Genomic DNA, 14,436 nt, shown 5'->3' with positions numbered 1-14,436 from the left:
ATCGACGCCCAGCCACTCGACCAGAATCCGCCTGGTCTCGGCCGCGATCGTCAGGTCGATCCCCTCGACCTGTGTCGTGAATTCCTCGCTCTGCGCCACCGCCCTGTCCTCCCTGATCCTCGGAACCGAATGCCCCCTGCTGGGCGTCTTCCCCCGTCACGCGACCTCCTCGACTGCCCCCGACTCTGGGCGTAGCGCCCCCTTCATCCGCAGGACTGCCGGAGATATTACAATAGTAATAGGTGAATCCGTTGCCAGGGGAAAGCTCGGCCTCTCCAAGACTTATGCGGCCTTTCTGTTGGACGACGTCGCAGCAAGCGCTTCTGTGACGATCAGGCGCGCCGACCGGTAGTCCGCACGGCCATTGGCCCTGGCAGGAAATCGTCCGTATCGCATCCGAGCGCTTGCGTCCATGGGGAGGGCCAGATTCGATGGGGGAGTCCTAGGGACGCCGTGCTTCTTACCGCGGCGGCTTCTCCACTCAATTTCTTCGAGCCACCACCGATGCAGTTCACGGTCGACAAGGTGCCGATGAGCTCTCTGTGCTGCCACGCCTCTAACTCCGAGCGAGGCAGCCACTCGGTCCATCTGTTGCGAATTTCTTGAAGTCGACAACTTCGGAAGCAGCCCCTTCTCATAGAGTTTTCCTACGATCCGGGACACGGTGCTTCGGGTGTAGCCAGTAAAGGATGTAACCCAGGAAATTATGTCATTTCCGAAGGAAGCGGAAGTTGAGGTTTCTCCGAACTTGAGAACTGCCCAGTGAACACGGGCACCCACACCACCGAGCCCTGCTCCGTTCGACCAGACATCGTGAGTGTGGTGGTCCAACAGTTCTAGGGATAGCCCTGAACCAGAGCGGGGGGCGGGTTCCCCTTGTGTTGCAGTAGAACACCGAATGTTCAACTCCCAGGTGGAGGCTCGAGTCCCTGCTCCTGCTCGAACTCGAGAAATCCAGCCTTCCTGTGCAAGCACTCGCAGGCGTCGAGACACCGTGGAAGCATCAACGGCGGCTGCTTCGGCCAATCGGCGTACATCTATGTCCAGCGTCCGTGTGCGGGCCGTACGTGCCAGGACGACCAGGGCATGCAGGATTCGTTCGTCGCTCGCTCCGCCGGCGCGTGCCCAACGAGTCGGGTCTGTTGTAATAGCGGCTTCGATTTGGTCGAGCTCGTCATCGATAACTTCGCGTTCGGTGACACTGGGCGGAGTAAACCGAGCGGCGGTATCGAGGGCACGCCGCCACTGGCGAACCGTCTCATCTCGGCCCCGGTCACGGTCTTCGCGTAGGCGGACAAGACCCGGGGCTGAACCGACAACTGCTTCGACATCTGCCAGGGTACGACCAGCTTTCGCCATCCCGAGCAGGATGCTGTGTGCGAGGGCCGATCTGTCGGTGCCTAGCGGGGGAGTCGTAGATAGAAGCGCGCGAGTTCGGGCGGTAAGTGGTCGGCGCGGGCGATCGAGATGCGGTCCGGCCTGGTCCTTGACGATGCGGACCCTCTGAAGACGGGGGTCTCGCAAATGAGATTCGGTGTGAGGATGCTGGGCGAGAAGCCATTGCACCACCTCGGGCGAAGTACCTGCATCCATGCGCACCAACGTGTCGATCAGTGCTTGCCCACGAAGATGGGGGAGGGACCAGCCACCGTGACGATGGGGAGCGCCAGGAGGTCGCACCGCGCCAGTGGCGGAGTTGGTGAGCGGGGACAGATCGAGACTTGGGTAGTGTTGGCGTAGTACGTGCGCTAAGCGGCGCACACTGTCCGCAGAAGTGCCCGGTTCGGTGAGCCGGACCCATATGTGCTGGCCCTTCGTCGGACCGGAGACTGTACGCAGATATGCGACTCCCAGGTCATCAAGCACATTGCACAGGCGATCTGCATCACTGACGGCAGTCTCAGTACCGTGCCGACTGCTATCGAAGTCGAACGCGAGTAGCCGGAATCGTCGCTGTGTATCAGTGAGGTGAATAGCCCACGGCACGGCCGGTGCAGTCGCAGGCATCGCTGATGTGGCCAGGTAGTCATGCGTTTGCTGCACGTCGAGACGTACTCGGGGTCGCGGTGACCATTTACGAGTACACACCTCAAACAAGCGCTCTATGAGACGCGGGTCACTTATCTGTGACGTGTTCGAACCGCAGCATTTAGTGGCCGTACTTAAATCGCTGGCGACACGCGGTGATTTGATTGAACCTTCTTCAGGGTGTGCGATACCCTGAGACCACTCAGGCAAGAGTGTCCCTTCGGGGAGGTAGAGGAACAAGAAGTTGGCGCTTCTCCTCTACGTGACTTATTTCGAAGCCCCTGGCCGGCACGCCGGGGGTTTCGTTTTTGTATAGGCCTGCTCTACGCGGTCAGGCGCTTCGTTGGATCTGGGTGTCCTCCTCTTCCTGCAGCCCTGCGGCGGTCAGGTCGGCGACTGTCGTCCCCATAGCGTCCGCAACGATCTCCATAAGCAGCGTGTTGGCGTTGAGCCCACGCCGTTCCGCTTCGGTATGAAGGAACCGACGCACGCTTGGGTGCACACGAAGGTTCATCTGCACAGGCGTATACGGCAGCGCGGGACGGCCCACTCTGCGGCGACGGACACAATCGGACATGCCGACGATCATGACAGTTCGTCTTGTTCTTTCACTCTAGACACGCCGGACTTGCAGAAATTTTCTGCTACCTACGAAGTAGAGAGTTAGGTGCACGAGCTAAGCGTGCGCGGGCAGTGATCTTGCCATCGGACGCCGAAGCGACGGGAAACCGTCGAGTGATGCTACGACAGTGCGTCATTGATACCAGATTGCACATCGAGGATTACTGTCTATACCCTCCGCACGGCAGCCTGTTTGTAGAACGATCCCAAGCGACCTCACTACAAGCCTGCGAGAGGTGCCGAAGCAGCGAGAGTCGCGCAAATCTCAAGATAGACGGCAAAGGCGCAGGTCGCAGGATTGCCGATAACCTAAGTTATGTTAACTAGAGTGGAACCGGACCTCCTCCGGACAGGTGCGGCAGGGCGTCCGAGGCGTTCGGAGATCCCTGGTTCGCCCGAATCGATGCGATGGGCCCCACCTGTCACTCGGCCTCTGGCTCGAGTCCGGCCCACCTCCGGACTGCGACCGGCCTGCCGGCGCCCGTGCCGGATCGAGCCGCCGATCCGCTCGACGCGCGTTCGGCTGCTCATGCATCGGGTGCCATGCCGCAGCGACGCGCACACTGCACCGACCCACGGTTCACCGATGCGGCGTTGCGGCAGCACCGTGTGGTCGTCGCGTGCGCGTTGCGCGCCGCAGATCGCGCGGACGATGCGCATGTTGGTGGCGCGGGATCATCCCGTCCCCCGGGGTGCTGCGACCACCGATCGCCCCTTCTCGCCTCTTCCACATTTGATGGATAATCGGGGTTATCCATGATTTATCGCAGTGGCGGAACTGCGCAAGGGTGACCCCGCCAATCAGCGCCATCCTGCGATCCGAAGGACGCCACGTCGAGAGGCCGTCAAGCCCGCTGGCACGTGCGAGTTGCTACCGGGGATCCTCTGTGGGGTCGGAAACCGGGTTCTGGACCACTGTGTGTGATGGTGCGACACTGCGACTCAGGGTAGGGATCCTGGCAATTCCGCCTGGCAGACTTCGGCCATGGACCGGAACCGAGGCACCGGAAACAACGGTCGCCACGAGTACTACAGCACCAGCGACGTCGGTGAGGAACTGCCGACCGTCCGGCACGGTGACTTCGAACAAGCGGACTAGGATATGCGCTTTTTGTCCGCGCTGACCAGACATCTGTCGGCACGATCCTGGGACACTGGGGTGTACGAGATCGAACGGCTGAGCTGGGCGGATTCGGTCATGACGTTGGTGGTGCGGGTATGGGGTCGCGATGACTCCGGCCTGGTCGGTTGGCGCGAACACCTGCCCACAATCCGAGCAGGTTTCGCACCCGACGATCCGGAGACAGTCGCGAGCGCCTGGCACACCGGCGAGTTCTGTCCCAGCTACCTGCCGCACCCGTATTCGCCTGGCCCCGACGGTATTCACTGGATCGGGACCCGGCGACCGTCTCACCCCGACAACCGGTGATACCGACCCCGCCGCTGGATCGTCACGGAAGGGTGGACCAGAACCGGACACCGTCACGTTAGGCACGCCGGCGCCGAGCCGCTCCACCGTTCGGTGCCCGCTCGTGCCTCCAGTCGACCAGCGACCGGGCGAACTTCGACATTCTTATACGCTCTAGCAGCTAATACAAGATAAAGTAGGATTTCTCATCTAAGCTTGTACACGTCGAGGGGACGAGCATGGCCGAAACATCACAGCTTCTCTCCGGCGCGATCGCGCTGCTGCGTCGTGCCGGCATCCGCCTTGTCTCCGGTTCCCTCGACGCCTGGGACCTGACTCTGCCCGACGGCCGGGAATTGCCGACCCGGGTGCGCATATCCCGGCGGCCACCCACCCCCACGGTCCTCGCCCGGCTGCTCGCCGAACCGGGCCCAGCCCGGCGCGTGCTCGTGGTAACCCCACACGCCACGGCGCATCTGCGCACTCTCGCGACAAACGGCGAAATCGATCTCATCGCCGTGGACGAAGACCTACTCGTATTCGCCGGCGCGCGCTACGACGTGACCGAAAACGCAACCCCTACATCCCCTGCCGCATCTGCTGCCCGGGGCCGCAAACCCTGGGTGCGCTGGGCTCTGGCCCGGGTCCTGCTGCTCTCGGATAGGGCGCAAACCCAACACCGGCTCGCCGAGACACTGGAGGTCTCCCAGCAGGCAGTCTCATTCGCCCTCAAACAGCTACAGGCGGCGCGGCGCACCGAGCACGGCTGGTTCGCCGCATCCCCCGAGGAGTTGCTCGCGGACTATCTGGCCGGCTATCCCGGTCCCGGTGGCGCCGTGACCTACTGGTACGGCCTGGATCCAGTGATTGCCCAGGCCACCGCCGTTGTTGACTTCTGCGCCCGGCAGGATGTGGCAGTGTTGGTCAGCGGCGATGCCGCGGCCGATGTGTACGCCCCATGGCGGCTGCCGACCCGGGCGATGCTCTACACCGATCGGTTCGTCGACCTCGCCGCCGCGGGCTTCAGTCCCGCCACCGAGGCCGAACACACCATGGCCGTGCAGGTCCCCGCCGATCCGACCCTGTGGCGCACCGCGGAGATCAGCGAGCCAGTGCTGTTGGCCGATCCGCTGATCACTGCGGGCGATGTGCTGCGCACCGGTGGCGCTGATGCCGCCGAAGCCGCCGATCATGTGCTCGCCACGATCCGTCAGAAGGCTGCTCTGTGACTGATACGACCGAGGTGGAGATCCTCGCCGCGTCGAATGCCGCCGACCGCGGCCTGCGGGCGTTGGCCGATCTCGCCGCGGCCACGGCCGGGGCCAACTATCGGGTCGTCGGCGGGCACATGGTGCACCTGCTCGGTCGCCTCTACCCCACCGACACCGCTGCCCGGGTCACCGCCGACGCCGATGCAGGCATGGACCCTGTCGCCGCGGCCGACGCCACCTTCCACACCGCGCTACTTGCCCGTGGTTATCGGCTGGTGACCGGCAACCACTACGAGGCACCCTCCGGGGACGGCACTCCCCTGTCGGTTGATCTCCTGGTTCCCGGCACCGGTGGTCGCCGGATCGAACGCGTCGAGTACGCCGGGCGCGGCTTCGACGCCATTCCCGGTCTGACCCTCGCGCTGGCCGCCGACCCGATTCGGGTGCGGGTGCGGGCACGCCTGACGACCGGCGAGACCGTGCGTTTCGGGGTGCCGGTGCCCGGCGTCGAGCAGGCGGTGGTGCTCAAGGCGCTCGCCTGGCGCAGCCGCCTCGCCGCCAAGGATGTCGCCGACCTGTGCACCCTGTTGTCGATCACCCATGAACACCGAGACCGGTTTCCCGCTTGGAAGCTGCACACCGCCCGTACCGGTGCCCGCAAGGACGCAGCCCGGGCTCTGCACGAGCTGGTCGCCATGCTCGACCGCGGCCAGCGCATCGACGGACTGACTATCGCCCCGGCGCGTCTGTCCGGTCTCATTCGCCGCTACGTGGTCGACCCCCACACGGCCCGACCGCCAAGCGACACCGGCACCGCGCAGCAGATCGCTCGTGATCCCAGCGGACAGGAGGCGTTGCTGTCGGCTCTGCGCGCCGCCGTGTCCGGTCACCCACCACGCTCGAAGCCCGGTACACCCGGCGGTAGTACGACCCCGGCCCAGCCGGAGCCACCCGACCACAGTCCCCAGGCTGGCCCCGACCTGGAGCTGTAAGCCCGGCATTCCTTGTTCGAGAGGAGCCCCAGACCTCGCACGCTGTCCGCGACCCACGGTGCATGCATGGCTCGCGATGCGTGCACGCATCGCACGCACTGCACGCATCGGTATCGACGCGGATCAGAAAGCCTGGGTCCGAGCCACTGGTGCAGTTCACGCTATCGTGCCCACGACAACTCGCGCCGGGAATAGCCGGAGGCAGGGGCGCGTTGCACTGTCCGGATCGGGTGCGTTTCCGTGTCCCCCGGGCTCAACCCTTTGCCTTCACGGAGTTCCGTTCGGCTGGAGCCGTGTTGCGCCTTTCGCCGAGAGGCGACCGAATGCACCCGATCCCTTCCCCGTCCACTTCGTGCCAGCACGCTGCGGCGGCGTAGCCCATTGCCCACCTGCCTCGCGCAGCATCCGGCCGGCACCGCGAGCTTCTGCAACGCCTTGTCGGTACGGTCGTGGAGCCGGTGAACCAGACACCGACATCAACCGGCGGCGGCACGATATGGGGACGACATCCCCGCCCGCTCGGACACTCCCGTGCCTCCGGACTGTCACCATCAGTATCGACACTTACGTCAGGTGCCAGGTCCAGCGACTTACACCAGGTGATCACAGATTATTCACGTGATGTGCCGCCGACGGCGATGTCGCTGGATGGTCCCGGGGCCAGGAGATGCGAATCTAATATCGTGCCGCTGATTGTGCCCCGGGGTCTCCCCAATCATCGTTTCGTCCGCTACGTTCGACCACCTGTCAGTTCTCCTGGACGCGAGAGCGTTCCGCTGTATCCCCTACAACCGGCGACTCGTCAGATCAGAGTTCTCGTTGACACTGGCACCCTCGAACAATCCTCGGTGGAGGCGCTGGTAGCGCTCTTGACGAGGAGCGAGATCGAGTCCTGCCTTGTCGTTCAGAACGACGACGATTCACCATCCGATTGGATGAATGCTCTCGGCATCGACCGGTGGTACCGCTTTCACTTCACTACCGTGGACGAGGCTCCCCGAAGGGGTGACTCCTCGGTCGTGGGGGTGGAGGGGTTTGTTGGCGTTGACCAGGTGCTGGGCGCCACAGGACACTTCTTCGGTGTCTACTCGCAGCTCGACCATCACCGTGGTGAGGTAGCCGCTGGCCACGATGAGTTGTCGATCGCCGACCGCCATCGAGCGGCTGCGTTGGCCAGTGCCGCAGGCACACTGGGCGCCGATGTAATTGTCACGGGTGCTCGCACGGCTGGACGACACGACGTAGCCGACAACGACATAGCGATCAGCCTTTCCCCGGATCAGTTCACCCGGCTTTTCGGTCACTATCTCCGGATAACCGGGAACCGGGACTTGGAGGTTTCCTTCGGACAGCTGGTCGGCGGTGGAAGCTACAGGCGCACGCACAGCGCTCGATCAGTCACCGACATGTACGAGGCGGGCATCGATGCGTCGGCGCCGCATCTGACTGCGATACGAGTGATGGCCTTGGGAGCGGGGGATCAGGGATTGGTCGATTCGTCGAAGACTCCGGCGCCGCCGCACACCCCGGTGTCGGGCAGGGTCAGCTCGACCCGGGCCGCGGCGTCGTGGTCACCGGCCAGGGCGGCGGCGATGCTGCGGACCTGCTCGTATCCGGTCATCGCCAGGAACGTCGGGGCCCGGCCGTAGCTCTTCATGCCGACGACGTAGAAGCCGGGTTCGGGGTGGGAGAGCTCGGCGACTCCGTGCGGATAGACGGTGCCGCAGGAGTGCACGTTTGGGTCGATCAGCGGGGCCAGCGCGGTCGGGGCCTGCAGGACCGGGTCGAGGTCGAGGCGGATTTCCGAGAGCCACGACAGATCGGGGCGGAACCCGGTCGAGGCGATGACCTCGCCGACGGCGTCGATGCGGGCGCCGGTGTCAGAGACCAGCGTGAGCTGACCGTCGGTGGTGGGTTCGACGGCGGCGGTGCGGAAGCCGGTGACGACCTCGAGGAGTCCGGCGTCGACGGCCGTCTTGGCGCGCAGCCCGACGTCGCCGCGGCGCAGCACCCAGGTCAGCCGGGTGCCGGGGGTGGTGCGGGCGAGTTCGGCCAGCGCGACGATGGCATTGAGCGTTGAGTGGCCACTACCGGCGATGACGGTGTGCCGGCCGGCGTAGCGGGCGCGCACCGCGTCCTCGCCCAGGTCCGGGACGCGGTAGGTGATCTTCTCGGCGGCGGCGCGCTCGCCCAGGGCGGGCAGTCCTTCACCGCCGAGGGGGCTGGGGGTGTCCCAGGTGACCGAGGCGTCGATCACGGCGCGGGCGAGCAGGCGGGATTCGGTGCCGTCGCGGTGGCGTACGTGCACCGACAACGGTTCGGTGTCGCGTCCGGCGTCGACGATCCGGTCGCGGCCGCGGCGGGCGATGCCGATGACCTGGTGGTCGAGCCGGACCGCGTCGCCGAGGGCGTCGGCCAGCGGGGTCAGGTACCGGCCGGCCCAGTCCTGGCCGGTGGGGTAGGAGTCGACGCCGGGGGCGCTCCAGCCGGTGGTGTCGAGGAGACGCGGGCTGCGGGGTCGATCAGTTCGGCCCAGCGGGAGAAGGTGTGGACGCTGTGCCACTGCGTGATGGCGGCTCCGGCGCTGGTACCCCGCTCGAGTACCAGCGGCTCGAGGCCGCCTTCACGCAGGTGAGCGGCGGCGGCCAGGCCGATCGGTCCGGCTCCCACCACGACGACGGGCAACTCGCTCATAACAGATCCTTTCATCGATGGGTATCGATCTAAGCTGCCGCCAGAATATAGATGGGCATCGATGAATGCAGCCATCGATGCCGATCGATATAGTGGGGGTATGACATCACTCGGCCTGCCGACCCCGGCCATCCCCGGCGCGGAGGTGGACATCGACGCCCTGAGCCCCGAGGACGCGGCCACCTACGCCGGGTGGTTCGCCTGCCTGGCCGAGCCCACCCGGGTGCGGCTGCTGCACCACGTCGCCGCCCGCCCGGCCGGCATCACCGTCGGGGAACTCGCCGAGATCCTCGGGATCGGCCAGCCCACCATCTCCCATCACGTCCGCAAGCTCGCCGACGTCGGCTTCGTCACCACCGGCAAACACGGCACCAGCACCGTGGTGATGGTCAACCCGAGTTGCTGCAGCGACCTACCCAGTGCCGCCGACGCGGTCATGGGTGTGCTCACCGCACGGCCGTGCTGCCCCGAGGACGTCCCGGCCGACGTGAGCGTGCGCCCGCTCGCCGACCGCGATTGGGAGGCGGTGCGCCGCATCTACGGAGAGGGCATCGCCACCGGTACCGCAACGTTCACCACCGAGGTTCCCACCCGCGAGGTCCTCGAGGACCAGTGGCTGCCCGGGCATCGGTGGGTCGCCGAGATCGAGGGCCAGGTGGTCGGCTGGGCAGCGTTGAGCCCGGTGTCGGGGCGCGAGTGCTACCGGGGGGTGGCCGAGAACTCGGTGTACGTCGGCGACGGCATGCGCGGACGCGGGGTCGGCAAAGCGCTGCTGCGTACCCAGGTCATCGCCGCCGATCAGGCCGGACTGTGGACGCTGCAGACCTCCATCTTCCCGGAGAACCGTCCCAGCCTCGCCCTGCACCATTCGGCGGGGTTTCGCACCGTCGGTGTGCGCGAACGCATCGGCAAACTCGCCGGGGTGTGGCGCGATACGGTACTGCTCGAACGCCGCTCCGAGTCCGTTCCCGCCGCTGACAACCACTGACGAACGGGACCGACCGCCATGGATATCGAACTGCTGTACTTCGACGGCTGCCCGAACTGGCAGCTCGCCCGCGACCGCCTCGCCGAGGCCCTGGCCGCAACCGGCAACGCCGGCACCCCGATCCGGCTGCGCCGTATCGAGACCCCGGAGGCTGCTGAGCGCGCCGCCTTCGCGGGCTCCCCGACGATCCGCATCGACGGGATCGACCCGTTCGGTCCCACCGAGGGTGTCGGGTTGACCTGCCGCGTCTACCGCACCGCCGACGGACCCGGCGGCGCCCCGAGCACCGCGGAGCTGATCGACGTGCTCCGCCGGGTCGAAGGTCGGCAGGGCTGAGCCGGTGTCGGGCTTGACCTTCGAGTCGACTCGAAGGTTTACCGTCGAGGAGTGAGCACGATGCTGATCTCCCAGTTCGCCGAACACACCGGTGTCCCGGCCACCACCTTGCGGTTCTACGAATCCGCAGGACTGGTCCCGGCGGGGCGCACCGACAGTGGATATCGCGTCTACGGAGATCGGGATGTCGACCGCGTTGCGTTCATCCAGGCGGCCAAGCACGTGGGACTCCCCTTGGGTGAGATCCGCGAACTACTGGCGGTGTGGGAGCACGATCCCTGCGCCGAGGTCCGTGCGCAGCTACGCCCGAAGATGGCCGCTCGCCTGGACGAGGCCGCCACCCGGACCGCGGAACTCGCCGCCTTCACCGACACGCTTCGGCATGCTCTTGCCCAGCTCGACGACCTGCCTGATCGCGCCGAGCCGTGCGATGCCGGCTGCGGATTCCTTGCGCCGCAGCCCCGCACCCAGGTCGTCGACCCTCCTTTCGCTGCGCCTGGCGCGGCGATCACCGTGCCGGCCGACCCGCCGATTGCCTGCTCCCTCGACGCCGCCGACCACGGGGAACGTGTGCACCGGTGGCAGCAGGTACTCGTCGACGTTGTCCGCGAACCCGGTCCGGCGGATGTGCGACTGCGCCTGCCCATCGACCGAGTCGGTGCACTCGCCGAACTCGCCGCCGCCGAGCAGCACTGCTGCCCGTTCTACGAATTCGACCTGCATCTGCGCGGTACCGAAGTGATCCTCGACGTGGGGGCACCGGCAGCGGCTGCAGAAATGGTGCGCGCGTTGTTCGGCGACGGCACGAGCGCCCCACCTGCTCGCTGACCACCGGTCCCACATCCCTGGCTTTCACAGCCGGTCCCCACTGCTGCCTCGCTCGACCCGCCTCGAAAGGCCTCTACCAGCGCATGTCCGCGACCCAGTGGCTCGAACGCCACCAGATCCTCGTCTACCTCGGTGCCCTGGTGACCGGCGCCGTCGTGGGACTGACCCTGCCGGATTCCTCGTCGGTGTTCGAAGCGAGCATCTACCCGCTGCTCGGGGCACTGCTCTACGCCACCTTCCTGCAGGTGCCGTTCACCACACTGGCCGAGGCCGTCCGCGACCGCCGGTTCCTCACCGCGGCCCTGGTTCTCAATTTCGTCGTCGTCCCGCTCGTCGTCGCCGCCCTGACGTTGGTGGTGACATTCCCGCAGGCCGTGCTGCTGGGCATCCTGCTGACCCTGCTCACGCCCTGCATCGACTACGTCATCGTGTTCTCCGGTCTCGCCGGAGGTGACAGCAGGCGACTGCTTGCCGCCTCACCGCTGCTGATGTTCGCCCAGATGGCGGCACTGCCGCTGCTGTTGTGGCTGTTCATGGGATCAGAGCTCACCGATATCGTCGACGTCGCACCGTTCCTCGAGGCGTTTCTCATCCTGATCGTCGCACCGCTCGCCCTGGCGTGGGTCACGCAGGCCCTGGCTGCACGGCGCCGTGTCGGTGTCGTGCTCACCACCGCGTTCACCGCGGCGATGGTTCCACTGATGGCCGGAACCCTGTTCGTCGTCGTGGCTGGTCAGATCCCGAAAATTCGCGACGAACTCCACCACGTCGGCACGGTCATCCCCGTCTACGCCGCCTTCTTGATTCTCATGGCCGGACTCGGATTCATCGCGGCACGAGTGTTCCGGTTCGACGTCGGCCGCTCACGTGCGTTGATCTTCAGTGGTGCCACCCGCAATTCGCTCGTGGTACTTCCGCTCGCGCTCGCCTTACCGGCCGGCTATGCCCTGACCCCCGTCATCGTCGTCACGCAAACCCTGGTCGAGCTCGTCGGCATGGTCCTCTACGTCCGGCTCGTGCCACGCATGGTTCCCGACACACCGACAGCATCTCTGCCGTGAGGCATCGCTCGCACTGTCGATGATCAGGTCATCGACAGTGCGGGGACGCTGATGCGCGGGCGACGTTTGGAACGAGCTCGGCGATCAGCGCCTCGACCTGGGCCTTGATCTCGTCGCGGATCGGCCGCACCGCCTCGACCCCTTGCCCGGCCGGGTCCTCGAGCACCCAGTCCCGGTAGGACTTGCCCGGGAATGCCGGGCAGGTGTCGCCGCACCCCATGGTGATCACCACATCGGAGGCCTGCACTGCGTCGACGGTGAGGATCTTCGGATTCTGCGTGGAGATATCGATCCCCACCTCGGCCATCGCCTCGACCGCAGCGGGGTTGACCTGCGCGGCCGGAGCGGAGCCGGCGGAGCGGACCTCGATCCGATCCCCGGCCAGGGCGGTGAGGAACCCGGCGGCCATCTGGGAACGGCCGGCGTTGTGCACGCACACGAACAGCACCGACGGCGTGCGATCGGTGGCGGAGTGGGTGGTCATGAAGTGGAACGTCCTTTCGTAGAGGAAGGTCAGGCAGAGACAAGATCAGACAGAGACAGCGCCGAGCTCGGTCAGCAGGACACGGACCCGGGCATCGATGTCGTCGCGGATGCCGCGCACCGCCTCGAGCGACTCGTCTTCCGGGTCGAGCAGCGACCAATCGAGGTAGCGCTTGCCCGGATACACCGCGCAGGCGTCACCGCAGCCCATGGTGACCACCACGTCCGCGGCCGCCACCACATCATCAGTGAGCGGTTTGGGGTATTCGGCGCCGAGATCGAGCCCGATCTCGGCCATCGCCTCGACGACAACGGGATGGATCGACGATGCGGGCGCCGATCCGGCGGAGCGCACATGCACGCGTCCGACGCCGTGGTGGGCGAGCAACGCCGCCGCCATCTGGGAGCGGCCGCTGTTGCGCACGCACACGAACAGCACCTCCGGTACGTCCTTGGTGATCGCACCGTCGGCTTGTGCCAGCGCGGTGAGGCGTTCGCCGGCGAACCGGGTGGCCAGGGCGGTCAGGTGCGTGTGGATCTTGGCGGTGCGGCGCAGCGCAGCGTACGACTCGAACACCATCCGTTCCACGGTCTGCGGGGAGAACACCCCGGCGTACTTGTCGGCGAGGTGCTCGGCGGAACGCTGCAGCACCGCCTGAGGCATGAGCAGTTCCGGTTGTGCGGGGTGTGAAGACATCGGTCGCCTCCTGGCGTATCGACTTTTACTGCACAGCAGGGGTATTTGAACTCTTGAAACGCTTGCGCAGCGCCAACGAGACATAGATGAGGGCGACGAGGATCGGCACTTCGATCAGCGGACCGACGACACCGGCCAGAGCTTGACCCGAGGTGACACCGAAGGTGCCGATCGCCACGGCAATAGCGAGTTCGAAGTTGTTGCCCGCAGCGGTGAACGCCAAGGTGGTCGTGCGCTCGTAACCCAGACCGATCGCGGCGCCGAACAGGAACCCACCGCCCCACATGAGGACGAAATAGGCGAGCAGCGGCAACGCGATCCGCGCGACGTCCCACGGCTGCGACGTGATCTGCTCGCCCTGGAGCGCGAACAGGAGCACGATCGTGAACAGCAACCCGTACAGCGCCCACGGTCCGATCTTCGGCAGGAATGTGTCTTCGTACCAGTCACGGCCCTTGGCCTTTTCACCGAAGTGCCGGGTCAGGAAACCGGCGACGAGCGGGATGCCGAGGAAGATCAACACCGATTTGGCGATCTGCCACGGGGAGACGTCGAAAGCGGTCTGCTCGAGTCCGAGCCATCCCGGCAGCACCGAGAGATAGAACCAGCCGAGGACGGCGAACATGATCACCTGGAACACCGAGTTGATCGCGACCAGCACCGCGGCGGCTTCGCGGTCGCCGCACGCGAGGTCGTTCCAGATGATGACCATCGCAATGCAGCGTGCGAGGCCGACGATGATCAGACCCGTACGGTACTCGGGCAGATCCGGCAGCAGCAACCACGCAAGGGCGAACATCAGCGCCGGGCCGAGTACCCAGTTCAGAATCAACGACGAGATCAGCAGTTTGCGGTCGCCGGTGACGGTGTCGAGACGGTCGTAGCGCACCTTCGCGAGCACCGGATACATCATGATCAGCAGACCGAGGGCGATCGGCAGCGAGATGTTGTCGATCTCGAGGACGCTCAGAGCGTCGCCGAGCCCGGGGATCATCCGGCCGAGCAGCAGGCCGACGACCATGGAGATGCCGATCCACACGGCCAGGAAGCGGTCGAGGGTCGACATTTTTCCTGCCACAGAACGGTTTT

At 65.8% G+C, this 14,436-nt stretch carries 11 protein-coding genes and 1 pseudogene; 6 read left to right on the top strand and 6 right to left on the bottom strand.

The features are described from left to right. Positions 1–2,359: 2,359 nt before the first annotated feature. Positions 2,360–2,617 carry a hypothetical protein gene (locus NVV99_RS23425; RefSeq protein WP_019287437.1) on the bottom strand — a complete coding sequence of 86 codons (258 nt, stop codon included), beginning with the start codon at positions 2,615–2,617 and terminating at the stop codon, positions 2,360–2,362. Positions 2,618–4,296: 1,679 nt separating this feature from the next. Between NVV99_RS23425 and NVV99_RS23420 the strand changes: the two genes are divergently transcribed. Beyond that, the gene (locus NVV99_RS23420; protein WP_006554208.1) at positions 4,297–5,286 is read left to right on the top strand and encodes a hypothetical protein; all 990 of its coding nucleotides are present in this window, start codon (positions 4,297–4,299) and stop codon (positions 5,284–5,286) included. After that, positions 5,283–6,260 carry a hypothetical protein gene (locus NVV99_RS23415; RefSeq protein ID WP_052040179.1) on the top strand — a complete coding sequence of 326 codons (978 nt, stop codon included), beginning with the start codon at positions 5,283–5,285 and terminating at the stop codon, positions 6,258–6,260. Before NVV99_RS23420 ends, NVV99_RS23415 begins: the two co-directional genes overlap by 4 nt. A gap of 920 nt (positions 6,261–7,180) precedes the next feature. Here the strand turns inward: NVV99_RS23415 and NVV99_RS23410 are convergent. Both NVV99_RS23410 and NVV99_RS23405 read right to left on the bottom strand, forming a co-directional pair. Next, the gene (locus NVV99_RS23410; RefSeq protein WP_065996612.1) at positions 7,181–7,564 is read right to left on the bottom strand and encodes a hypothetical protein; all 384 of its coding nucleotides are present in this window, start codon (positions 7,562–7,564) and stop codon (positions 7,181–7,183) included. A gap of 176 nt (positions 7,565–7,740) precedes the next feature. Further along, positions 7,741–8,954 (bottom strand): annotated as a pseudogene (locus NVV99_RS23405) (NAD(P)-binding domain-containing protein). A 100-nt stretch (positions 8,955–9,054) separates the two neighbouring features. On the opposite strand from NVV99_RS23405, the gene NVV99_RS23400 reads away from it, so the two are divergent. From NVV99_RS23400 to NVV99_RS23385, 4 genes are all read left to right on the top strand, one after another. Then, on the top strand, positions 9,055–9,942 hold the full coding sequence (locus NVV99_RS23400; protein ID WP_064061719.1) for a metalloregulator ArsR/SmtB family transcription factor: 888 nt from the start codon (positions 9,055–9,057) through the stop codon (positions 9,940–9,942). 18 nt (positions 9,943–9,960) lie between these two features. Next, on the top strand, positions 9,961–10,278 hold the full coding sequence (locus NVV99_RS23395) for a hypothetical protein (protein WP_006554203.1): 318 nt from the start codon (positions 9,961–9,963) through the stop codon (positions 10,276–10,278). A 60-nt stretch (positions 10,279–10,338) separates the two neighbouring features. Beyond that, on the top strand, positions 10,339–11,106 hold the full coding sequence (locus NVV99_RS23390) for a MerR family transcriptional regulator (protein ID WP_039586197.1): 768 nt from the start codon (positions 10,339–10,341) through the stop codon (positions 11,104–11,106). A gap of 83 nt (positions 11,107–11,189) precedes the next feature. After that, on the top strand, positions 11,190–12,167 hold the full coding sequence (locus tag NVV99_RS23385; RefSeq protein ID WP_064061720.1) for an arsenic resistance protein: 978 nt from the start codon (positions 11,190–11,192) through the stop codon (positions 12,165–12,167). A 28-nt stretch (positions 12,168–12,195) separates the two neighbouring features. Here the strand turns inward: NVV99_RS23385 and NVV99_RS23380 are convergent, their stop codons facing one another. From NVV99_RS23380 to arsB, 3 genes are read right to left on the bottom strand one after another with little or no spacing between them, the layout of a single operon-like run. Next, a complete protein-coding gene (locus NVV99_RS23380; protein WP_033098575.1) occupies positions 12,196–12,651 on the bottom strand; it encodes an arsenate reductase ArsC in 456 nt (151 codons plus the stop codon). Positions 12,652–12,696: 45 nt separating this feature from the next. Further along, positions 12,697–13,347 (bottom strand): arsenate reductase ArsC, encoded by a 651-nt coding sequence (locus NVV99_RS23375; protein WP_006554200.1) that lies wholly within the window; start codon positions 13,345–13,347, stop codon positions 12,697–12,699. A gap of 25 nt (positions 13,348–13,372) precedes the next feature. Further along, entirely contained in the window at positions 13,373–14,413 is a 1,041-nt protein-coding gene (gene arsB / locus NVV99_RS23370) for an ACR3 family arsenite efflux transporter (RefSeq protein WP_006554199.1), read from the bottom strand. Positions 14,414–14,436: the final 23 nt, after the last annotated feature.

This window comes from Rhodococcus sp. PAE-6, from assembly GCF_025290685.1.
Taxonomy (GTDB): Bacteria; Actinomycetota; Actinomycetes; order Mycobacteriales; family Mycobacteriaceae; genus Rhodococcus; species Rhodococcus pyridinivorans.
This window is presented reverse-complemented; position numbering and strand designations above follow the sequence as displayed.